The 20,911-nt window shown below is 43.8% G+C and carries 24 protein-coding genes; 11 read left to right on the top strand and 13 right to left on the bottom strand.

All coding sequences use genetic code 11. From position 1 onward, the window contains the following. Nucleotides 1-157: 157 nt before the first annotated feature. The 6 genes from LIN78_RS01005 to ald all read right to left on the bottom strand — a co-directional run bounded on the left by LIN78_RS01005 (nt 158) and on the right by ald (nt 7,815). A complete protein-coding gene (locus LIN78_RS01005) occupies nt 158-1,252 on the bottom strand; it encodes a polyamine ABC transporter substrate-binding protein (protein WP_227177603.1) in 1,095 nt (364 codons plus the stop codon). Between the two features lie 210 nt (nt 1,253-1,462). Then, nucleotides 1,463-2,563, bottom strand: a complete 1,101-nt coding sequence (locus LIN78_RS01000; protein WP_227177601.1) for a polyamine ABC transporter substrate-binding protein — start codon at nt 2,561-2,563, stop codon at nt 1,463-1,465. A gap of 237 nt (nt 2,564-2,800) precedes the next feature. Beyond that, nucleotides 2,801-4,228, bottom strand: a complete 1,428-nt coding sequence (locus LIN78_RS00995; protein ID WP_227177599.1) for an aspartate aminotransferase family protein — start codon at nt 4,226-4,228, stop codon at nt 2,801-2,803. A 96-nt stretch (nt 4,229-4,324) separates the two neighbouring features. After that, the gene (locus LIN78_RS00990) at nt 4,325-5,653 is read right to left on the bottom strand and encodes a glutamine synthetase family protein (RefSeq protein ID WP_227177597.1); all 1,329 of its coding nucleotides are present in this window, start codon (nt 5,651-5,653) and stop codon (nt 4,325-4,327) included. A gap of 121 nt (nt 5,654-5,774) precedes the next feature. Continuing rightward, nucleotides 5,775-6,527, bottom strand: a complete 753-nt coding sequence (locus tag LIN78_RS00985; protein WP_227177595.1) for a gamma-glutamyl-gamma-aminobutyrate hydrolase family protein — start codon at nt 6,525-6,527, stop codon at nt 5,775-5,777. 169 nt (nt 6,528-6,696) lie between these two features. Then, entirely contained in the window at nt 6,697-7,815 is a 1,119-nt protein-coding gene (gene ald, locus LIN78_RS00980; RefSeq protein WP_227177593.1) for an alanine dehydrogenase, read from the bottom strand. 409 nt (nt 7,816-8,224) lie between these two features. Between ald and LIN78_RS00975 the strand changes: the two genes are divergently transcribed. From LIN78_RS00975 to LIN78_RS00945, 7 genes are all read left to right on the top strand, one after another. Continuing rightward, entirely contained in the window at nt 8,225-8,776 is a 552-nt protein-coding gene (locus LIN78_RS00975) for a cupin domain-containing protein (protein WP_227177591.1), read from the top strand. 6 nt (nt 8,777-8,782) lie between these two features. Beyond that, nucleotides 8,783-9,814 (top strand): CobW family GTP-binding protein, encoded by a 1,032-nt coding sequence (locus tag LIN78_RS00970; RefSeq protein WP_227177589.1) that lies wholly within the window; start codon nt 8,783-8,785, stop codon nt 9,812-9,814. Between the two features lie 59 nt (nt 9,815-9,873). Beyond that, nucleotides 9,874-10,314 (top strand): type II toxin-antitoxin system RatA family toxin, encoded by a 441-nt coding sequence (locus LIN78_RS00965; RefSeq protein WP_227177587.1) that lies wholly within the window; start codon nt 9,874-9,876, stop codon nt 10,312-10,314. A gap of 17 nt (nt 10,315-10,331) precedes the next feature. Next, nucleotides 10,332-10,637 (top strand): RnfH family protein, encoded by a 306-nt coding sequence (locus LIN78_RS00960; RefSeq protein ID WP_227177585.1) that lies wholly within the window; start codon nt 10,332-10,334, stop codon nt 10,635-10,637. After that, entirely contained in the window at nt 10,634-11,335 is a 702-nt protein-coding gene (gene flgA / locus LIN78_RS00955) for a flagellar basal body P-ring formation chaperone FlgA (protein ID WP_227177583.1), read from the top strand. Before LIN78_RS00960 ends, flgA begins: the two co-directional genes overlap by 4 nt. Before the next feature lie 148 nt (nt 11,336-11,483). After that, nucleotides 11,484-11,810, top strand: a complete 327-nt coding sequence (flgM, locus tag LIN78_RS00950; protein WP_227177581.1) for a flagellar biosynthesis anti-sigma factor FlgM — start codon at nt 11,484-11,486, stop codon at nt 11,808-11,810. Between the two features lie 9 nt (nt 11,811-11,819). Further along, the gene (locus LIN78_RS00945) at nt 11,820-12,293 is read left to right on the top strand and encodes a flagella synthesis protein FlgN (RefSeq protein WP_227177580.1); all 474 of its coding nucleotides are present in this window, start codon (nt 11,820-11,822) and stop codon (nt 12,291-12,293) included. A 52-nt stretch (nt 12,294-12,345) separates the two neighbouring features. Here LIN78_RS00945 and motD read toward each other — a convergent pair whose 3' ends face one another. Next, on the bottom strand, nt 12,346-13,134 hold the full coding sequence (gene motD / locus LIN78_RS00940; protein WP_227177578.1) for a flagellar motor protein MotD: 789 nt from the start codon (nt 13,132-13,134) through the stop codon (nt 12,346-12,348). A 333-nt stretch (nt 13,135-13,467) separates the two neighbouring features. Here motD and trxB point away from each other — a divergent pair, with 333 nt between their 5' ends. Continuing rightward, complete coding sequence (trxB, locus tag LIN78_RS00935) at nt 13,468-14,418, top strand: thioredoxin-disulfide reductase (protein ID WP_227177576.1); 951 nt, start codon at nt 13,468-13,470, stop codon at nt 14,416-14,418. Nucleotides 14,419-14,429: 11 nt separating this feature from the next. Further along, nucleotides 14,430-15,005, top strand: coding sequence for a Smr/MutS family protein (locus tag LIN78_RS00930; RefSeq protein ID WP_227177574.1), 576 nt, complete (start codon nt 14,430-14,432; stop codon nt 15,003-15,005). Between the two features lie 12 nt (nt 15,006-15,017). Here the strand turns inward: LIN78_RS00930 and LIN78_RS00925 are convergent, their stop codons facing one another. After that, on the bottom strand, nt 15,018-15,461 hold the full coding sequence (locus LIN78_RS00925) for a hypothetical protein (protein ID WP_227177572.1): 444 nt from the start codon (nt 15,459-15,461) through the stop codon (nt 15,018-15,020). 103 nt (nt 15,462-15,564) lie between these two features. Between LIN78_RS00925 and ygfZ the strand changes: the two genes are divergently transcribed. After that, nucleotides 15,565-16,593 (top strand): CAF17-like 4Fe-4S cluster assembly/insertion protein YgfZ, encoded by a 1,029-nt coding sequence (ygfZ, locus tag LIN78_RS00920; protein WP_227177570.1) that lies wholly within the window; start codon nt 15,565-15,567, stop codon nt 16,591-16,593. Between the two features lie 2 nt (nt 16,594-16,595). Further along, entirely contained in the window at nt 16,596-16,892 is a 297-nt protein-coding gene (locus tag LIN78_RS00915) for a DUF4936 family protein (RefSeq protein WP_227177569.1), read from the top strand. 86 nt (nt 16,893-16,978) lie between these two features. Here the strand turns inward: LIN78_RS00915 and LIN78_RS00910 are convergent, their stop codons facing one another. The 5 genes from LIN78_RS00910 to rluC form a co-directional block, all read right to left on the bottom strand. Continuing rightward, on the bottom strand, nt 16,979-17,203 hold the full coding sequence (locus tag LIN78_RS00910) for a hypothetical protein (RefSeq protein ID WP_227177567.1): 225 nt from the start codon (nt 17,201-17,203) through the stop codon (nt 16,979-16,981). Nucleotides 17,204-17,276: 73 nt separating this feature from the next. After that, the gene (locus LIN78_RS00905; RefSeq protein ID WP_227177565.1) at nt 17,277-18,242 is read right to left on the bottom strand and encodes a S49 family peptidase; all 966 of its coding nucleotides are present in this window, start codon (nt 18,240-18,242) and stop codon (nt 17,277-17,279) included. 81 nt (nt 18,243-18,323) lie between these two features. Next, on the bottom strand, nt 18,324-18,692 hold the full coding sequence (locus LIN78_RS00900; RefSeq protein ID WP_227177563.1) for a Rieske (2Fe-2S) protein: 369 nt from the start codon (nt 18,690-18,692) through the stop codon (nt 18,324-18,326). Nucleotides 18,693-18,718: 26 nt separating this feature from the next. Then, nucleotides 18,719-19,375, bottom strand: a complete 657-nt coding sequence (locus LIN78_RS00895; protein ID WP_227177561.1) for an HAD-IIIA family hydrolase — start codon at nt 19,373-19,375, stop codon at nt 18,719-18,721. 4 nt (nt 19,376-19,379) lie between these two features. Then, entirely contained in the window at nt 19,380-20,423 is a 1,044-nt protein-coding gene (gene rluC, locus LIN78_RS00890; RefSeq protein ID WP_227177559.1) for a 23S rRNA pseudouridine(955/2504/2580) synthase RluC, read from the bottom strand. Nucleotides 20,424-20,911 lie beyond the last annotated feature (488 nt).

Genomic DNA, 20,911 nt, shown 5'->3' with positions numbered 1-20,911 from the left:
GCGATTTAAATAGGCAAAAACTAACTAGAAAAACCTTGTTAAACATACATTTATACTGAAAATAGTCCCAGAGCCTACTAGTAATCAGTACATTACTCCCAAAACTAAATCAAACCGTTTTGTTAAGCACCTCCATTGAGAGAAGGCGCTTCATTTATTATTTTGAGGTTTTAAACTTCGTAAAATACTGTGTTAGTAATCTTTGCTCTTCCGCTGGGATCACTTTTTTCGCAACTAATTGTTTCTTTAGGCCTTCTGGTAGATAGATACCAGGGTCTGTTGAAATGTCCTTTTTCACTAACGCAGTTGCTTTAGTATTTGCATTGGCGTAGTAAACTTCATTGGAAATGGCCGCAACAATATCAGGACGCATAATAAAGTCCATGAAACGCTGGGCATTTTCAGGGTGTTTGGCATCTTTTGGAATCACCATACTATCAACGGTCAGCATGGTTCCTTTGCCCGGGATGACATAACGAATTTTCTGACCATTATTCGCTTCAATAGCGCGATTTCTAGCCATATACACATCGCCCGAATATCCAACTGCAACGCAAACATCACCGTTAGCCAATAGATCAATTGGCGAAGAGTTAAAGACTTTAATATCTTTACGGACTTTTAATAGCCCTTGGGTTGTAGCATCTAAAGTGGCTTTACTAAAATCATTGCCACTTTTCCCGAAATAGATGTTTGCCATGGTGAACATATCACTTGGCGTATCCATGTAGGCAATGCCACAAGATTTTAATTTACTGGTGTAAACAGGGTCAAATACAAGGCGCCACATATCAGTTGGTAGTTGGCCACCTAATGCTTTACTCACTTTGGCTTCGTTGATACCAAGCCCAGCAGTAAACCACATGTAAGGTACTAAAAACTTATTGCCAGGATCTGCAACCGCTAGCTTTTGCATAATGGTTGCGTCTAAATTGCCGTAGTTCTTGAATAACGCCTTGTTTAATGGACGGTGGACACCACTTTGAATTTGCTTTCCGGCAAACTCAAGAGAAGGAACAACAATATCGTATCCTGTGTGCCCAGTCAGCAATTTTGCTTGAAGGGTTTCGTTACTATCGTACACATCGTATTTGACCTTAATGCCTGTTTCTTTTTCAAACTTGGCAATCGTGTCTTTGGCGATGTAATCATTCCAGTTGTAGATATTTAGAACTTTTTCTTCTGCAGCAAAAGCAGTTAGCGCGGCAAAAGCTAGGCTTACGCCCATGAATGAACGTTTAAACAACTTCAAAATTGAATCTCCTGAATGGCAAGCATACGTCAAAAATGCTTCATACCTGTTTGATTACCCTTTAAAAGGGGTAATCCAGAAACAGCCTAGTTCCTCTGCAATTTGCAAAATTCACCAGAGCAAGATCCCTGTTACGCCACCCAGCTGCGCACGAGTATTGATCTTTATATCTACCGGTAGCGCGCTACTACCGGTAGATCTGGTTACTGCTTATTTAGCTGTTTTGAATTTGGTGTAGAACTGTGTCAGAGCACGCTGCTCTTCTGCAGGAATCACTTTTTTCGCTACGAGCTTTTTCTTCAATGCTTCTGTTGGATAGATATTTGGATCAGAAGCAATTTCTTTACTTACTAACGGCGTCGCTTTCGTATTCGGGTTTGCATAGAAAACCGTATTCGAAATATCTGCAGCAACCTTCGCTTTTAAGATGTAGTTAATAAACTTATGTGCATTCTCTGGATGTTTTGCATCCTTTGGAATAGCCAAGTTATCTACCCACATAATCGTTCCTTTTGCAGGAATGACGTAGCTGATTTTTTGGTTATTTTTAGCTTCGATTGCACGGTTTTTAGCCATGTATACGTCGCCAGAGAATGCGATACCCACACACACATCACCGTTTGCTAGCAGATCAATTGGAGATGAGTTAAATACTTTAACGTCTTTACGAACTTTAATTAGCTGAGCAGTTGCGGCTTCTAACGTCGCTTTACTGAAGTCATTTGCATTTTTGCCTAAGTAAATGTTTACCATTGAGTAAACATCACTTGGTGTATCCATATAGGAAATACCACACGATTTCAGCTTACTAGTGATGGCTGGATCAAACACTAATTGCCACATATCAGCCGGTAGTTTTCCACCTAAAGCTTTTTTGACTTTCTCTTCGTTAATACCAATTGCAGTAGTACCCCACATGTATGGGATCAAGTACTGGTTACCTGGATCAGCTGCGGTCATTTTGGATAAAATGCCAGCATCCAAATTGGCGTAATTTGAAAGCTGCTTTTTATCTAACTTTTTGTGAACACCTGTTTGAATTTGCTTGCCTGCAAATTCTAAAGAAGGCACCACAATGTCGTAGCCACTTTTGCCAGTTAATAGTTTTGCTTGTAATGTTTCATTGCTATCGTACACATCGTATTTAACTTTGATGCCAGTTTCTTTTTCGAAATTAGCAACCGTGTCTTTAGCAACGTAATCATTCCAGTTGTAAACGTTCAGTACTTTTTCTTCTGCAGCAAAAGCCGAACTAGCTGCTAAAGCTAGCGTAAGAATTGATAATTTTTTAGCCCAATTTTGTGGGTACATCGTAATTCTCCTATTTGTTGCCGAACCAAAAAAAGAAAGTTAAACGATAGTGGATTCCAGATATAAATATGACATTTACAAATCTGGTTAGTAATTCACAGACCCTATATTTCGTCTGCAAACAATCCATTCCAAAACATTTGCGGGCATATCTTGCGCTGCTTTAACCCAGTCGTAAAGCGTTCTAGTGCTAAAATTGGGCAAAAAGGGTATTTTTTGCCCAATTGTCATTGACTTTTACAGCATGCCTAATTCTTTAGCCGTTAGATCTAGGCAGTACTTGGCTTTGCTGACCAATTCGTCAATCTCAGATTTGGTAATGACAAGCGGCGGAGAAAGCAACATACGATCACCTGTCGCACGCATAATTAAGTTATTACCAAAGCAATGATCGCGGCATTGCAAACCAATATCGCCACCGTTAGCAAAGCGTTTGCGAGTCGCTTTGTCTTCGGTTAATTGCATACCTGCAACTAAACCTTGACCCGCAATTTCACCGACTAATGGATTGCCATCTAATGCTTCACGTAGTGATTTTTGGAAGTAAGGACCAGTCACGTTTTTCACGTTATCGATCAAGCCACCTTCACGCAAAATTTTGATGTTTGCTACGGCAACAGCCGCAGCAACTGGATGACCAGAATAAGTCAGACCATGGTTGAAATCACCAGCAGCAATCAATGCATCAGCAACTTTACGATTAATGCCTACTGCACCCATCGGTACGTATCCAGAGGTCAAGCCTTTTGCCATCGTGATAGTGTCTGGCTCGAAACCGAAGTGCTGGTGAGCAAACCATTCGCCGGTACGACCAAAACCACCAATCACTTCATCCGCACAAAGCAAGATGTCGTACTTGCGGCAAATACGTTGGATTTCTGGCCAATAGGTTGATGGAGGGAAAATCACCCCACCCGCCCCTTGGAATGGCTCGCCAATGAAGGCAGCAACATTTTCTGCTCCCAGTTCTAGGATTTTCGCTTCTAACTCTTGTGCACGCTTCAGACCAAACTCTTCAGGTGTAAGGTCTTCGCCCTCACCAAACCAATATGGTTGGTTGATGTGAACAATATTGCCAACCTGTGAAGGCATTTGCTCGTGCATATAACCCATGCCACCAAGCGAGCCACCAGCAATCGTCGAGCCGTGGTAGCCGTTCTTACGAGAGATCACGTATTTCTTAGCAGGCTTACCCACTGCAGCCCAATACTGATGCACAATACGCAAGACGGTATCGTTACCTTCAGAACCAGAGTTACAGTAGAAGAAGTGCTCAAAACCTTTAGGAGATACTTCTGCTAATAGGTTAGATAATTCGATAACAGGTGGGTGAGTTGTCTTGAAAAATGTATTGTAGTAAGGCAACTCTAGCATTTGCTTGTAAGCAACTTCTGCGAGTTCTTTACGGCCATAGCCCACGTTGACACACCACAGACCGGCCATACCATCAATAATTTTATTACCTTCAGAATCCCAAAGGTAAACACCTTCGGCTTTGGTAATCACACGGCTGCCAGACTTATTCAATGATCCCATGTCTGAGAACGGATGAATATGGTGTGCCGCATCCAGGGCTTGCCATTCAGCGGTAGTACGGCGCGCAAAATTACCTGATTGTGAGGCTTCTGCGTAAACGCCTGGGCGGTTATCAATTACATTCGACATTTGTATTCACTCCTGATTAGGCTGACCTCGCCTCTGCCAAGGCCAGCAATCCAGATTAAATTGTTATTATGTTTTTAAAACTAAATGCTTTTTATCTTATGCGTGTAGCAACAAGTGACGACGTTCCCAAGAACTGATTACCTTGAAGAACGTTTCGTACTCTAGCTCCTTCGTTTGCAAATACGCATTCACAAACTTGCGTCCCAAGATATCTGCCATTGGCTCGCATACTTGCATACGAGTCATCGCCTCTTCCAAGTTACGTGGTAACTCGAATGGTAAGTCGTATGCATCTGTTGCTAATGGTTCAGTTGGTTGCAAGCCTTGCACCATGCCTAAGTAGCCACATGCGAGTGTTGCAGCCATTGCTAGGTATGGGTTGCAATCCACGCCGGCCACACGGTTTTCGACACGACGGGCAGCTGGGCTTGATGCGGGTACTCGGATACCCACGGTACGGTTGTCATAACCCCACTGCACATTAATCGGGGCAGCAGTAAAACGAGACAAGCGACGATATGAGTTAACAAATGGCGCAAAAATCGGCATTACTGAAGGCATATACGCTTGCAAACCAGCAATATAGTTCAGGAATAAATCACTCGCGCTGCCATCTGGTTTAGTAAAGATATTCTGACCAGACTCATCCACCACGCTTTGGTGCATGTGCATCGCGCTGCCTGGTTCATTCTCCATTGGCTTAGCCATAAATGTTGCATACATATTGTGGCGTAGCGCGGTTTCACGCACCGTACGTTTAAATAAGAATACGCGATCAGCTAAGTCCATTGCGTCGCCATGGAGGAAGTTAATTTCCATCTGCGCCGCACCCACCTCATGAATCAAGGTGTCAATTTCTAGATCTTGTAATTCGCAATATTCATAGATGTCTTCAAATAGCGCATCAAACTCGTTTACTGCATCAATTGAATATGCCTGACGCCCCGTTTCTGGACGGCCTGTACGACCAATTGGTGGCTGCAATGGCAAGTCTGGATCTTTGTTTACATCCACTAGATAAAATTCTAGTTCGGGAGCAATGACGGGTTTCCAGCCTTTTTCTTTATATAGTTCTAACACGCGACGTAGCACATAGCGTGGTGAGATCTCGACTGGCGAACCATCAAAATGCACACAGTCATGAATCACTTGCGCGGTAGGATCGGTTGCCCATGGAATCAAGCGGATAGTATCCGGATCAGGTAAACACACCATGTCTGGATCGGTTGCACCGGTTACCGCATTTTCAGGGTAATCACCAGTTACCGTTTGCACCAAGACCACCTGAGGTAGCCGCATGTTTTCCCCGGTTTCAAACTTGCTCCGTGGGATAATTTTCCCCCTTGCAATGCCGGTCGTGTCAGGAATGATACATTCCACTTCAGTAATGCGATGTTCTCTCAGAAATTCGGTAATTCTGTCCATGATGAAATCAACTCTTTTTATGCAACGATGAAGAAGTGCTCCATTTATTTAGCATAGTCATTCTGGAGATGACTTTCAAACGTCTGCACCGGAAACCCGACAGGCATTTGCTATATTTTACTTATCGTTGCTGTTGGCGTTGCCGACATGCCGCTCCAAAAGCTTTAAATATCGCTGTTGATAACGGGTTTTCAGCGTGTTTCCATTCAGGGTGCCACTGTACGGCAAACGCAAAAGTCTTGGACTCCCTGACACTGAAAGCTTCAATCAAGCCATCGGGTGCGGTGGCTTCGATTTGTAATCCTTCACCCAAACGATCGACCCCTTGCTGATGGATAGAATTCACCATCGCCTTTTCTTGGCCAAACCATTTGTGCAGCAAGCCCTGTGATTGAATGTGAACTTCATGCACAGGACCATATTGTTCGTCTAATGTGGCATCGCCTTTTTCACGATGATCCATTTTTCCGGGTACTTCATGTACCTTCTGGAAAAGTGTACCGCCGAATACCACATTCATTTCTTGAAACCCACGGCAAATGCCTAACACAGGAATACCACGTTCGATAGCCGCCTTAATCATTGGTAAGGTCGTTGCATCGCGATGAGGATCATGCAATGTACCCGGCTCGCTAGGTGCTCCTGCATAATGCTTTGGCTCTACATTGGAGGGGCTACCGGTAAACAACAAGCCATCCACCATATCCAACGTTTGTTCCATGCTTTGCGCATCGCCTAATGAAGGCAACACCACCGCAAAAGACTCCGCCCCGTGAATCACTGCATTAATGTATTTTTCACCAACCGCATGAAATGGGTGCATGCCCAACATTTTTCTGTCAGCACATAATCCAATGATCGGTTTTGTTTGCATAGCAGTCTTACTCGGCGTTGTTTCTAAGATGTGCCTAGACTACTGAAGTATTTTAGCGTTGGCGAGCTTATTTGGGGAATGGAATATTGCAAAATATACAACAATACAGAATATATCGGCATTTTTATTGCAATCAGGCGATGTCACCTGATTGCAATTTATCACGCGTTTAAGAAGTGATTAACTGTGCGGCTGGTACATATTCATAGCCCAAATCTCGAGCAACCGCCTCATAAGTAATCTTGCCTTCGCAAACATTCAATCCATTTTGCAAATGACGGTCTTCTCTTAGTGCACGCTTCCAGCCCTTATCCGCCAGCGCCACCGCTTGTCCTAGCGTTGCATTGGTTAGCGCCTGAGTAGAGGTTCTTGCTACCCCACCCGGCATATTTGCCACGCAGTAATGGGTGATCCCTTCTATGACATAGGTAGGGTCTTGGTGGGTTGTTGCATGACTAGTCTCAAAACACCCACCTTGATCAATCGCCACATCGACTAACACAGAGCCGGGTTTCATCCACTTCAACATCTCTCGCGTCACCAACTTGGGGGCTGCGGCGCCGGGAATTAACACAGCGCCAATCACTGCATCGGCTAGTTTTAGTTCACTTTCTATGGCATCTCGTGTGGAATAGAGTGTTTTAATACGCCCTGCAAAATCGTTATCGACTTCTTTCAGTCTAGGTAATGAACGGTCCAAAATCGTGACGTCTGCTCCTAGTCCTAACGCCATCCGTGCAGCATTAATGCCAACCACGCCACCACCAATCACCGTTACTTTACCTGGGGCAACACCCGGCACACCGCCAAGCAATACGCCAGAACCACCAGCGGCCTTTTCAAGCGCTCTTGCCGCAGCCTGAATAGACATACGCCCAGCGACTTCAGACATTGGGGCTAACAAAGGCAAACCTCCCCGATCATCAGTGACAGTTTCGTAAGCGATCGCAATACATCCACTAGCAACCAAGGCTTTAGTTTGATCTGGATCTGGTGCTAAGTGCAGATAGGTGTAAAGAATTTGTCCAGGTCTTAACATGGCGCATTCGCCAGGCTGTGGCTCTTTCACTTTAATAATCATATCTGCTTTGGCAAATATTTCTGCAGGGGTATCAATCATTAAAGCGCCCGCTGCAATATAACTTTCGTCAGGAAAGCCGATTGCTGCACCAGCATTTTTTTGAATCCAGACTTGATGTCCGTGATGGGTTAACTCTTTTACACCAGAAGGCGTTAGCCCCACACGATATTCATGATTTTTGATTTCCTTTGGTACACCGATTAGCATGATTTGTTCTCCATTTTTATTGTTGTCGCTGGCTATACATCGTAACCATTTCTGACAATTGCACTAAAAAGTATGTCGCTTCTTTTAGTGCTAGTGAGCACCTCTTTATCTACCATGCAAGAACCAGACTACGCCCTTACATACAGTAGCCATTTGCGCTGAATCAATATGACAACGAAACTTCAACCTACTAAACAACCTATCACTGACGTTTAAGATTTACAGACAACGATCGATCTCTACGCACACCTCCGCTTTCTTTGCAAATTTTCACTAAACACTTGATTCATCTTATGACATCTTTACCAATTTAGATAATAAGACGAAAGTTAATATCGAAAATTCCCCGTTTAACATCGACTTTGCCGATTCTATTGTTTAGAATATTCTACAGATCAGGAGAATATCGATGTCGATTGAAGTTAGTGCACGCCTTAAATTTATCCGTGAAAAATTCGGGCTCTCTCAGCGAGAGTTAGCCAAAAGAGCGGGCGTCACAAATGGCACCATTTCTTTAATTGAACAAAATCGCGTCAGCCCTTCTGTTTCTTCACTAAAAAAAGTGCTTGAAGGCATTCCCATGTCGTTGGCAGAATTTTTTACTTTTGACCTAGGCGAAGTCAAACCCTCCCCTTTCTTTGATGCAGAAGAACTACCCAACCTTGGTAATGATGAAGTCCAGCTTTGTTTAGTTGGCTCAGGCATAAAAGACCGTAACATGTGCATCATGCGAGAGTATTACCAAGCATTCTCTGACACTGGCAAAGATATGCTTCAGCATGAAGGACAAGAAGGTGGTGTCGTTGTTCGCGGTGAAATTGAAATTACAGTGGGTGCTGAAACTCGTGTTTTAAAAGCGGGAGATGCTTATTATTTTGATAGTAACCAGCCGCACCGCTTCAGGAATTTAACCAGCGAAATTTGCGAGATTGTGTCCGCAAACTCACCTCCAACTGTTTAATTCAACGTGACAAAAGCAAGCGTTCAACTCATTTCGGGGTTTCTGGGCGCCGGAAAAACCTCCTTCATCTCTGCTTTACTTCACCATCGTCCTAACACATTAAAAGTGGCAGTCATCATCAATGAGGTCGCTTCAATTGGGGTGGATGGTAGCCTATTGTCGGCGGAATCAGCATCAGGTCAAATTGAAATCAAGCAGATCGCTGGAGGGTGCATCTGCTGCACCAACGGTCCGCTCGTTCGAACCACTCTTATCCGAATATTAAAAGATGTACAACCAGACATAATTTTAATTGAGCCATCTGGCCTTGGTGAGCCAAGCGCCATCTATCGATTAATAACCGAGCAAAGTTTTAAAAATCACCTAACCGTCTTGCCTAGTATTTGTGTCATTTCCGCCGCATCGTTAGCGGATCAGCGATACTTGGAACATCCCGTATTCAAAGAACAAGCAACCTTCGCCAAGCACTGGCTAATCACACGGATTGAGAGCGAAGCCAATACCGAGTTGCTCATCAACAAATTTGCCAAAACCCAAAATCCAAATCAAATACAATTTGCACCGACACTGGCATCACTAGATCAGCTTGCAGAAGCATATTGGCAACAACTACCTACGTTAACCGTCGATGACTCATGCGGGATCGAGGAGCTAGCACTTAGCCCAATATCACCCAGATTGCCCGAGCCGAAAAGCAACCAATGGCTGATACAAGAACAATCACATGGTATTACGGCCAGCATCCAAAGCAGCCAATGCATTCCCTTTGTTCAGCAAGACTTGGTCGTATCCCAAATCACCCATTTGATCGAAAGTAATACCACACACCTATGGAGAGCCAAAGGTGCTTTGCGATTTTCGGATGAGCAATCAAGCTTGTTCCAATTAGCGAATGACAAACTAGCTTGGCAACACCACCAAATAACGACAAACACAACTTCGCTGATCGCCTTTATTTTTGCAAAAGAAACGAGCATGCAAGCCATTCAATTATTTACTGAGCAATTGAATGCCATACTAGCTATCTTAAAAGACTAACGATGCGCAAATAAATGTTAAAATAGCGATGTGTTTCTCTTATCTAATATGTAAAAACAATGATCAAAGTAGAACAGTCGGTTTTGGTAGAACATACCGCCGAGCAAATGTATCGACTTGTCGAACAAATTGAAGAATACCCAAACTTTTTACCTTGGTGCAGCGGCAGTAGTGTCACGAGCCGGTCAAATGAAGAAACGGTTGGCACGCTTCATATGAATTACCATGGGGTAAAAAGCCACTTCACTACCCAGAATAAGAAAATTCCTTTTCAAAAAATTGATATGGCGCTGCTAGATGGGCAATTTAAGACGCTGTCTGGATCATGGTTCTTTACTCCGCTTGGAGAGGACGCCTGCAAAGTAGAGTTAAAATTACAATATCAATTTTCTAGCACTATTTTAGAAAAGCTGATTGGGCCAGTATTTAATCGTATTTCACACAACTTAGTTGAAGCCTTTGTCGAACGCGCCGACAGCATCTACAAAGCCAATCAGTAAGGAAAAGGTGCCACTTAATGTCTATTCAAGTAGAAATCGTTTTTGCCCTTCCTGATCTGCAAGAATATGAGCAATTAATAGTCAATGCTGATTGTACGGTGACAGAAGCGCTCTCCCAATCGCAAATTGTCATACAGCACCAACTCACCGCCCCCATTCACGCCAGTATCTTTGGCAAGTTGGCAAAACCAAGCCAAGCATTACGCGAGGGGGACAGAATAGAGATTTTGAGACCGCTAGTTGGAGATCCAAAAGAGATTCGTCGCAGACGCGTGCAAAATGGCCAAACAATGGGCAAGAAAAAAACAGGAAATAGCGAATGATCAAGTTAAATGAGATCAGGAGCTACCTTCTATTACTTCTCCTCATTCCATTCACTTGCTTAGCCGTGCCTAGACAGGACCTAAGTCAATTACACTCGCAAGTTTTTCAATACCTGAGCAATCAGCTTCAAAACAAACCTGGCAAAGTAAGTATTGATGTCTCTCCATTAGACAAAAGAATTGTCGTTGCTAAGTGCGACGCCCCCGAAGCAAGCCTTCCGAACGGGTCAAAGTTAATCGGCAGAACAACGGTCAATGTCAAATGCAATTCACCAGCCAAATGGAGCTTAATTTTTCAGGCCTACATCTCCATCCAATCTGAAGTAGTAGTTAGCAGTCGACCACTTCCGCAAGGAAAAACGCTTTCTGCAGAAGATATCTCTCTTGTCACCAGAGAACTCGCCGATTTGCCCAATACAGTGATCACCTCGCCAGATCAAGCCATTGGAAGAATGTTAGTTTCTGCGATCCCAGCAGGAAATATTTTAAGAAATGAGCACTTCCGTGCCGCATTTGCAATTACGCAAAATCAGATAGTACGTGTCATCGCGCAAAGTAACGAGTTTCATATAGAAACGCAGGGAAAATCGCTTAATAACGCCCTTGCCGGACAAAATGTGAATGTAAGAACGACAAGTGGACAAATGATTCAAGGTGTTGCCCAAGCGGATGGTACCGTGCTAATTGACTTAAATTGATCATCCCATCATTCACCCTTCATTTTTTCTAAGATTTATAGTGAATTTTTTTTCAAAAAAAGCTAAAGTCTTAGAAAGAATAGCCGATAAAGACTACAAGTGATCATGCGTTAACTTTTAGCGCAAGATGATGCTTCGGAGAATCATTATGAAAATTGACAATTCGGGCAGAGTAAATAGTCAACTTAACACGCAAACCAATACCCGCGTGCGAACGACAGATAGTTCAGATACTAGCTCTACCACTAGCGCATCTTCTAGCGTTGTGCCTGAAGATACCGTTAGCTTGAGCCAGACATCTCAACTACAGTCCGTCAGTCAAAACATGGCGAACGTACCTGTTGTGAATGCAGACAAGGTTAAAGAGATTAAAGAAGCGATTGCGCAAGGGAAATTCAGTGTAAACCCTGAAGCCATTGCCGATAGCTTGATTGAAAGCGTTCGCGATTTGCTAGCTGAACGCTCGACCGGTTAAGACTTTACTATGTCAGATGTACTAGACCCTCAGTTAGCCCACCTGCTTAACCAGCAGATTAGTGGGCTTTCGTTGTTGATTGAACAATTAAACAGCGAAAAACAAGCACTAGCAAGCCGTGATGGCAATGCAATTGAAAGCATTAATCAGCAAAAGCAAGAAACCGTATCTGAACTTCAGGTAACCAGTAAAGCGCTGACAGATTTACTTTCCAAACTTTCTGGCAGTACCGATATTGCTACCCATAAAGAATGGTTGCTAGCCAACATTGGCGAGACAGCGCTTTGGGGAAAATGGAATTCTTTGGCGGCTGAGAGCAAAAAGCTGAATGAGCAAAATGGCAAACTCATCGATGCTTCTTTACGCTTTCAGGAAAAACAACTCAATATTTTGCTTCCACAAGCAAATATCACTAAGCTTTACACGGCGAGTGGCACCACGGAAGAAAACAGTGGCTTGATTAGAAACAGAGATATTGTTTAATCTAGACTAGTCATCTAAATAAAAAACGCCCTTGCAAGGGCGTTTTTTATTGCTAGAAAGCTGGCATTGAAGCCGCCTGCTCTGGCGTCTCCGCCAAAATGGTCACTTGCACCCGGCGATTTCTAGAACGCCCCTCTTCGCTTGTGTTATTGCTTAACGGGCGATTTTCACCATAGCCAATGGCGGATAATCTGGCAGGCGATATTCCTCTATCAATGAATAACCTCACCACACTACTCGCCCGAGCAGAGGACAATTCCCAATTAGATGGATATTGCGTTGATTTGATAGGCAAATTATCTGTATGCCCTTCAATTTGAATGGCATTATTCTCATTCACCAGCAAATCAGCCACCGCACCAAGCGCTTTCATGGAGCCTGGATTTAACTTGGCATCAGCAGGCGCAAACAAAACGCTCGCGTTAATTTCGACAGCAATCCCTCTTGCTGTCTGATTTACTTTTACTTGCCCCTCATCGACTAAAGGCTTTAAGACATTTTCAAGGTTACCAGCCAAACCACTCATTTTTTCTTTCGCGGCTTTCGCTTGCGGTGTTTCTTTTGGGGTGGCAGTTACAATAATTTGAGGCTTACCAGCGGTAGCGGTTGCAGGGACCTTCGCATTGGGATCGACAACAATAATATTGTTGCCACCACCATTTTCATTATTTTGAAACGCTTTCTCCAGCGAATTAGAAAGTACGCGATACTTACCTTCATTGACCTGAGAAATGGCATACATGACCACAAAAAAAGCAAATAGCAGCGTGATGAAGTCAGCGTAAGACACCAACCATCTTTCGTGATTTTCGTGTTCTTCTTCTTTATGTCTTCTTGGCATATCAGCACCTAGCGCACACTATTGCAGCGCACCAAAATATTCATTTAGCAAATTATAGTCCAGTTTTCATCACCTCGTCTGTCAAAACCACCTTGCCAGACAAGTACAATAGCAATCACATGATAAAAATATGCCTAGGTATAGTAACAAGCTATTACATCTATTAAAACAATCAATCAGAATGATTGAAAAAACAAGTACACACACCATCTTCAATCATGACGAAGCCTGCTAAAATGCTAAGTGAACAATTTTTCTAAAGATTTGAGCTGACGCCCATCAATCTGTCAGCGTTTGAATCTACCAACCTGCTTACAAGGTGAAATAAATATCATGTCTAACGCTAAACACGTTCCCTTGCTCATTCTTGGTTCTGGTCCTGCTGGTTATACTGCTGCTGTTTATGCTGCTCGTGCAAACCTTAATCCAGTATTGATTACCGGTCTTGCACAAGGTGGTCAGTTAATGACCACAACGGAAGTAGACAACTGGCCTGCAGATGCAAATGGTGTGCAAGGCCCAGAATTAATGCAGCGCTTCTTGCAACATGCAGAACGTTTTGGCACCGAAATGATTTTTGATCATATTCATACTGCTAAAGTAAACGAAAAACCAATTCGTTTAGTCGGCGACGCAGGCGAATATACATGTGACGCGTTGATTATTGCCACTGGTGCTTCTGCGCAGTACCTAGGTCTAGCATCTGAAGAAGCCTTTATGGGTAAAGGTGTTTCTGGTTGTGCAACTTGCGATGGTTTCTTCTATCGCAATCAGAAAGTTGCTGTGGTTGGCGGTGGAAATACAGCGGTTGAAGAAGCGCTATACCTTGCTAACATCGCAAGTCACGTCACCCTTATTCACCGCCGTGACACGTTCCGTGCAGAACGTATCATGATTGATCATCTAATGGAAAAAGTTGCTGAAGGCAAAATCAGCCTTGAATTAAACAGCACATTAGATGAAGTTCTAGGCGATGCAACCGGTGTGACCGGCGTTCGCGTGAAAAATACCGATGGCAGCACCAAAGATCTAGACGTGTCTGGTTGCTTTATCGCGATTGGTCACAAGCCAAACACAGATCTATTTGTTGGTCAGCTAGAGCTAGAAAACGGTTATATCGTTACCAAAGGTGGTCGTAATGGCAATGCAACAGCAACCAGCGCACCAGGCGTGTTTGCTGCTGGTGATGTGCAAGACCACATTTACCGTCAAGCTGTAACAAGTGCAGCGTCTGGTTGCCAAGCGGCACTTGATGCAGACCGTTACTTGCAAAGCTTGCGTTAATTAGTTCCAACATGGCGAAACCGGCGTTCATCCCTTACCAGCGTTTACACACGCTCACAGAAGAGGACATAGAAACCTTTCGCCATGCAATGTCTGACGTTTCCCCGATTCAAGCGGAGAAACGTCGGCATCTCGCAAAAAAACCACCCCGCAAAATTCACCACCAAGAGATTGACCAATCTCACGAACTTTCTTCATTTGGCTTAAGTGCACCTGAATGGTTAGATATTGATGCAGCTGAGGGATTAATTAATTATCGTCAGCAGGGCATTAGTCATCGCCAACTCAATGAACTACGCCGCGGAAACTGGTCGATCGGATCAGAAATCGATCTTCACGGTATCACGCGGGATGAGGCTCAGCGCGTACTCCTTGCATTTCTTGCAGAAGCAGGAAATCGAGGTATTCGTTGTGTTCGTATCATTCATGGAAAAGGCTACCGATCACCCAATGGACAATCGGTACTTAAACACCAAGTCAGACACTGGCTGACTCAGCTACCTGGCGTGCTAGCTTACTGCGAAACTGCATTTAATGAAGGTGGTAGCGGCGCGATTAAAGTACTGCTAAAACGCCAATCTAATTAGGTGGGTACAAGCTTATTCAGCTGAAGCAACACCTTGCGACCACCCCATCTTCAGTGTACGCAGCAAAGTCGACCAATCCTCAGCAGAGAACTGTGATCTATGCAGTAATAACTGACGATGGACACCCGCATCATTGTCTAGCTTCAATGCAACTAACCAAAACCAACAAATACTTCCTTTACCAACATACCATTCCGTATTTTGCTCGTCCGACTCGCCAACAACCAAATGGGTCTCATGCAAAATAAGATGCTTGGGTAATGCTTTATTCTGCTGCTGATACTGCTGCCACTGGCGAAACATTAAACCAAGCGCAAAAAGCAGCCCAACACCTTGTACAGCTAACGGCTGAGCATACAGAACGATAGTTAAGACCACGATTGTAGCAAACCACTGAAGCACTAACATCCGAAACCAAAACTTAGTTGCGGAAACTACTAACAAAATAGATGTCATCCGGTACAATACCCTACTAAATTAATCAATTAATCGGTTATTCAATAATCAAGCATCGACACATCATTGATCGCTTGATTTGATAGACAAAAGGTTGAAGCACATGAATCAAGACTGGCAAGCATTTCTAGCACAACAAGACGCGATTATCGAAAATGGCAAAACCATTGGATTTGGTAGCTCACACTTGGCGAGCACAGATACGCAAGCAACTTGGCTTTGTGACTTATCTTCTTTTGGCCTTATTCACTTTATCGGTGAAGACACCGCCACCTTCCTGCAAGGTCAGTTATCTAGCGACATAAAAAAAATATCAGAAACTGACTGTGTTTACAGTGCACAATCCACACCAAAAGGCCGTGTATTAGCGAACTTCCGCATTTGGCGACAAGCTGACGGTTATATGTTGCAGTTGCCAAGCACATTGGTGCCAACAATTCAAAAACGACTATCCATGTACATTCTACGTGCCAAGTCTAAAGCAAGCGACCTGCCCAGCCAATTGGTTTGTTTTGGATTAGTGGGACAAAAAGCAGCAGAACTGTCAAACAAAGTACTCGGTGTCACTCTCGCTCCAATGCAAACTGCACAGGTTGATCGTGCAACTTGCATTGCCATTTCAACCAATGCATTTATGTGGATTGCACCAGTCGAACAAGCGCAAACACTCTGGGATGCTTTTGCCAAAGACGCCACATTAGCGGGGACCTCACAATGGGAATTGGCAGAGATTGAAAATGGAACACCATGGGTAACTGACGTGACACAAGATGAGTTTGTCGCACAGATGCTTAATCTAGACAAACTGAATGGCGGCATCAGTTTTACCAAGGGATGCTATACCGGCCAAGAAATTATTGCCAGAACCCAATATCTAGGTAAATTAAAACGCAGAACTTACCGTGTTGCTAGCACAGATGCATTCACGAATGAACAGCAACTGTATAGCGAAGAAATGAATGGCCAAGCCAGTGGACGTATTGTGAATGCAGTGCAAACGACTGAAGGTTGGCAAGGGTTAGCTGTGATTCAGTCGAGCAGCATTGATAAGCCATTACATATTGGTGACTTGAATGGTGCAACGGTAACAGTCAAAGAACCACCCTACTCTCTTGAAAATGAAACCGCCTAATCATGTCGGTTGATTTATATATCTACTATCAAGTAGACCTGACAAAACTTGAAAAGTGGGATGAAGAAGTAAGGGCACTTCAAAATGCTTTGCGTGGATATTGCCAACAAATAGGCTATGCCCAAAAACAGGACAACCCAAGTACGATAATGGAAACCTACCAAGGCATTGATGATGTAGAAAGTTTCAAACAAGTGCTCACAGCGCATTTACAGAAGATAACACTAGCAAACTATCTAATCCCTTCCGCTAAAACAAACCAGTTTAGACATGAGGAATGGTTTGTTAGCAGAGATTAAGTAAATGCTGTTTGAACAACAACGCCACAAATAAAAAAGCCACCAAAAGGTGGCTTTTTTTGCAAACATCAAACACTTAATAGTGGTTAAACACGGATATCAATGGTTTGACCCAAGTTATCAGGGTTATTAGTCACTGATGTAGGTTCACTAGGTGCTTGTGCTTGTTGCTGAGAAACAGAACCAGATACTTCTGGTAAGTTTTCTAGCAAAGTACCTACCTGATTAGCAGACGCGGCCTCAGCTTGTTTAAAGGCATAAATCTGGGCTGCAGTCTGAACACTGCCAGCACTTCCGGTAATTGTGCTCATGATTGCCTCCTTATCAAAGGTGGTTACTCGGTAATATGATCTTAGAACAAACTAGCAATGAATGCAAATACCCTTATTGTAAAGTTTGCTGGGTTGCCAAACTTCCCACACCTTGACCAAAACGGACGCCCGCTTGTTTAGCCAATCGCGCAGCAAATGAGTCTCTAGGACTATAGTCCACAATGAATTCCGCTTTTAATACATTTCTAGAGACGGAACCAACAGAACCCAATTCATCAGCCAACCCCATCTCAATACTTTTTGCACCATTCCAGACTAGGCCACTAAACAAGAGAGGATCTTCTTTTAGGCGATTTCCCCTACCCTCTTTGACCACATCAATAAACTGTTGGTGAATCTGGGCTAACATTTGCTTCGCGTAGCCTTGTTGCGCATCATTCAACGGGGAGAATGGATCCATAAACCCTTTATTCTCACCTGCCGTGATTAGTCTGCGTTCAACACCTAGTTTTTCCATCGTCCCAGTAAAGCCAAAACCATCCATCAAAACACCAATTGAACCGACTAAGCTTGCTTTATCCACATAAATTTTATCTGCAGCAACTGCCACATAGTAACCACCGGAAGCACACATATCTTCCACTACAGCATACAAAGGAATGCTTGGGTTGAGCTTTCTGAGCCTCAAAATCTCATCATGAATCATCCCTGCTTGAACAGGGCTACCACCAGGACTGTTAATTTTTAAAATAACCCCTTTGGTATTTGGTGCGGCAAAGGCTTTTTGTAGAGACTTGATAATTGCTTCTGCATTCGCCTCTTCATTTGCAGCAATCACACCATCTAACCGAATTAATGCCGTATGCGGACGAGTGGTTTCCGGCGCTTCGTTCGCACTAAACAACCCAATCATCAACAGAATAGAAAGACCGATAATGCCTAACCAAACCAATTTAAAAAAGATGCCCCAACGGCGTTTTACCCGTTGCTCTTTTAATACATCTTTCACTAAACCTTCCAATACCTTCCTCTCCCAGTTTGGTTCGGTATTTGGTGTTTGATTAGATGAATCAGACATGTGTAGAAAACCCTTTTGTTATATTCATTAGGCGATTGTCGTCAACCACGCTCAAATGAGCGTATTAACACTCAACAACTGCTATTCGTCAGGAAAGACTGGTAAATCCGTCACTAGTTGCATTTCTTGTTCATAGATCGGGATTTTTTTTAACCTAGCCCCCTTACATGGACCTCGAACACACAAGCCGGTATCAGGTAGGTAGGCCGCGCCATGCATCGCACAAAGGATGGTGGTTTTATCAATATCGAGGAAATCCCCCGGTTGCCAGTCCATTTCGACGGGGATGTGAGCACATTCGTTCAGATACGCAAAATACTGAGATTCATATTTCAGAATGAAGGCAGGCTTTCTTTTTCCATCCAGCTCAACCTGAAAGCGAAAGGCTAATCCTTTTTCTATTAACTCAGAGACTGAGCAAATAAGATACTTCTTAGGTAAATCGCTCACAAACGTCCCCACTGGCAATTGACTCTTTAAGCCTCAAACCACTCAAGAAGCTCATGCAAGTTATTCAGAATTGCACGATTGGGAAGCTTACTTAGCGCCTCTTTCGCATGGGCGCCGTGCGTCAAACCGATGGCATGCGTACCTGCCGACTTAGCCATTTGCAAGTCATGCGTTGTATCACCAATCATGATCGTTTGCTCAACGGTCATCCCCACCCTATCCATCACCTCGAAGAGCATCGCAGGATTTGGTTTCGAAAAACTCTCATCAGCACATCTAGTTGTGTGAAAAACCCCCTCTAAACCGGTTGCTTTCAATGCATCATTTAGACCTAAACGGGACTTTCCTGTCGCTACTGCCAAAAAATGACCAGATGCTTCAAGTTTCTCTAATAATTGAGTTGCCCCGTCATAGAGCACCATTTGGTTTGCATTCTCAAAATAGTGCTCTCGGTACTTCAATACGATTTCTTGGTAGTCAGATTCATTCATCGTTGGAGCAAGGTACTTCATGGCATCTTGCAAGCTTAAACCAATCACATACGCACAATCTTCACGAGAAGGAATGGGCAAGCCAATTTCTGTAAATGCGTACTGAAGCGCATTCACGATATTGGCTGTCGAATCCATCAACGTGCCATCCCAGTCAAACACCACTAAATCATATGCGCGTGATTTTGCCATGCTCTTAACCTTCGTTCTTTGGCAACTGATCAATAAATTTCTGTAGATCTGGCGGCATTTTGGCCTGCAAAACCAGTGGCTCACCAGAGATAGGATGCGCCAACTTCATTTGCCATGCATGAAGGAACATGCGTTTTAGACCTTGCTTTTGCAATTGCTTATTGAGAGCAAAGTCACCATATTTATCATCCCCTGCAATTGGATGACCTTCGTGCTGCAAATGAACACGAATTTGGTGAGTACGGCCCGTTTTAAGTTCTGCTTCCAATAAAGCGAAGTCTTTCCATTTTTTCTGTAAACGGAAAATAGTATGTGAAGCCAGCCCACCAGACTCTACGCGAACGCGGCGCTCGCCATCTGGGAGCAAGAATTTATGCAATGGCGCTTTCACATGTAAGCTTTGCTTTGTCCACGCACCAATGGCAAGCGCAAAGTAACGCTTATCAGTTTGATTGGCACGCATCATTTCGTGAAGCTTGACTAACGCAGCCCGCTTTTTGGCCACCAATAACACACCCGAGGTTTCTCGATCTAAGCGATGTACTAGCTCTAAAAACTTCGCTTTTGGGCGTTGAATGCGTAATTGCTCAATCACCCCTCGTGAAATACCACTGCCGCCATGCACCGCGACACCAGATGGTTTATTAATCACTAATAATGCTTCATCTTCAAATAGCACCTCGAACTCAACCGTCTGAATAGTCGAGGTATCTGTTTGTGAAGCAGGTTTTTCCGCCACACGAACGGGCGGAATTCGAATCTCATCCCCTTTTTGAATATGATCACTCACTTCCGCTCGTTTTCCATTCACGCGCACCTCTCCGCCGCGAATGATGCGATAGATGCGAGATTTCGGCACCCCTTTCAGGCGCTTCATCAAAAAGTTGTCTAAGCGTTGTCCTGCTTCGTCTTCATCGATCTTTACCCGAACCACTTCGAGGTTTTCTTTACGGGGAGCAGGAACATTGCGTATACTACGTTCAGTAGTGGGCTTTTCTTTTGAAGCTCGGCTGCCCCGCTCTTTGATTTTTTTACCGGTAGTCACCATTACACAGCTAATTCTGGCTAATTAAAGGTGCAAGTATACCGCTGAACCCCTATTGGCAGAGGTTATTTTTGGTGTGACTCACGAAGTTATGCCAACCTCTATATTCAATACGTGTCAGATTTGCGCTTGCCCCCTAGCCAAGGATTCGTGATAAGACGGACACCGACATCTGGTTGCTGCGCACCAGATACCGTTTAACTCACTCAACAAGTGGTTTATACGTCACCGTAAGGTTAACGCATGCAAGGCTAATATCACTCGCCTAACGCTAATAAGTAGTGATCGCAATACATTAAAAATTTTGCGCGCTGAAAAGCATCAAATGTTTTTTTGTTTCATTTTGTGATCGTCGCAAATACAGGAAGTTAGAATACCGGCGTAACGTCGGATGCATGATAGAAAAAAGCTGCTGGCACGGTTTTCGGTTGTTAAAGTTTTTTCCAATATAATCGGCGCATCAAACAAGCAAGTACACTATTTGAAAGCCC

Source organism: Leeia speluncae (genome assembly GCF_020564625.1).
GTDB lineage: Bacteria > Pseudomonadota > Gammaproteobacteria > Burkholderiales > Leeiaceae > Leeia > Leeia speluncae.
Note: the sequence above shows the minus strand (reverse complement) of the source record. Positions and strands in the feature narration are given on the sequence as shown.

Coding starts and splice junctions, on each gene's coding strand:
- motD (WP_227177578.1), bottom strand. CDS start 13,134: ATGCCAAGAAGACATAAAGAAGAAGAACACGAAAATCACGAAAGATGG.
- LIN78_RS00915 (WP_227177569.1), top strand. CDS start 16,596: ATGTCGGTTGATTTATATATCTACTATCAAGTAGACCTGACAAAACTT.
- flgA (WP_227177583.1), top strand. CDS start 10,634: ATGATCAAGTTAAATGAGATCAGGAGCTACCTTCTATTACTTCTCCTC.
- LIN78_RS00905 (WP_227177565.1), bottom strand. CDS start 18,242: ATGTCTGATTCATCTAATCAAACACCAAATACCGAACCAAACTGGGAG.
- LIN78_RS01000 (WP_227177601.1), bottom strand. CDS start 2,563: ATGTACCCACAAAATTGGGCTAAAAAATTATCAATTCTTACGCTAGCT.
- ald (WP_227177593.1), bottom strand. CDS start 7,815: ATGCTAATCGGTGTACCAAAGGAAATCAAAAATCATGAATATCGTGTG.
- LIN78_RS00985 (WP_227177595.1), bottom strand. CDS start 6,527: ATGCAAACAAAACCGATCATTGGATTATGTGCTGACAGAAAAATGTTG.
- rluC (WP_227177559.1), bottom strand. CDS start 20,423: ATGGTGACTACCGGTAAAAAAATCAAAGAGCGGGGCAGCCGAGCTTCA.
- LIN78_RS00995 (WP_227177599.1), bottom strand. CDS start 4,228: ATGTCGAATGTAATTGATAACCGCCCAGGCGTTTACGCAGAAGCCTCA.
- LIN78_RS00965 (WP_227177587.1), top strand. CDS start 9,874: ATGATCAAAGTAGAACAGTCGGTTTTGGTAGAACATACCGCCGAGCAA.
- LIN78_RS00925 (WP_227177572.1), bottom strand. CDS start 15,461: ATGACATCTATTTTGTTAGTAGTTTCCGCAACTAAGTTTTGGTTTCGG.
- LIN78_RS00945 (WP_227177580.1), top strand. CDS start 11,820: ATGTCAGATGTACTAGACCCTCAGTTAGCCCACCTGCTTAACCAGCAG.
- LIN78_RS00990 (WP_227177597.1), bottom strand. CDS start 5,653: ATGGACAGAATTACCGAATTTCTGAGAGAACATCGCATTACTGAAGTG.
- LIN78_RS00960 (WP_227177585.1), top strand. CDS start 10,332: ATGTCTATTCAAGTAGAAATCGTTTTTGCCCTTCCTGATCTGCAAGAA.
- LIN78_RS00910 (WP_227177567.1), bottom strand. CDS start 17,203: ATGAGCACAATTACCGGAAGTGCTGGCAGTGTTCAGACTGCAGCCCAG.
- LIN78_RS00895 (WP_227177561.1), bottom strand. CDS start 19,375: ATGGCAAAATCACGCGCATATGATTTAGTGGTGTTTGACTGGGATGGC.
- ygfZ (WP_227177570.1), top strand. CDS start 15,565: ATGAATCAAGACTGGCAAGCATTTCTAGCACAACAAGACGCGATTATC.
- trxB (WP_227177576.1), top strand. CDS start 13,468: ATGTCTAACGCTAAACACGTTCCCTTGCTCATTCTTGGTTCTGGTCCT.
- LIN78_RS00975 (WP_227177591.1), top strand. CDS start 8,225: ATGTCGATTGAAGTTAGTGCACGCCTTAAATTTATCCGTGAAAAATTC.
- LIN78_RS00930 (WP_227177574.1), top strand. CDS start 14,430: ATGGCGAAACCGGCGTTCATCCCTTACCAGCGTTTACACACGCTCACA.
- flgM (WP_227177581.1), top strand. CDS start 11,484: ATGAAAATTGACAATTCGGGCAGAGTAAATAGTCAACTTAACACGCAA.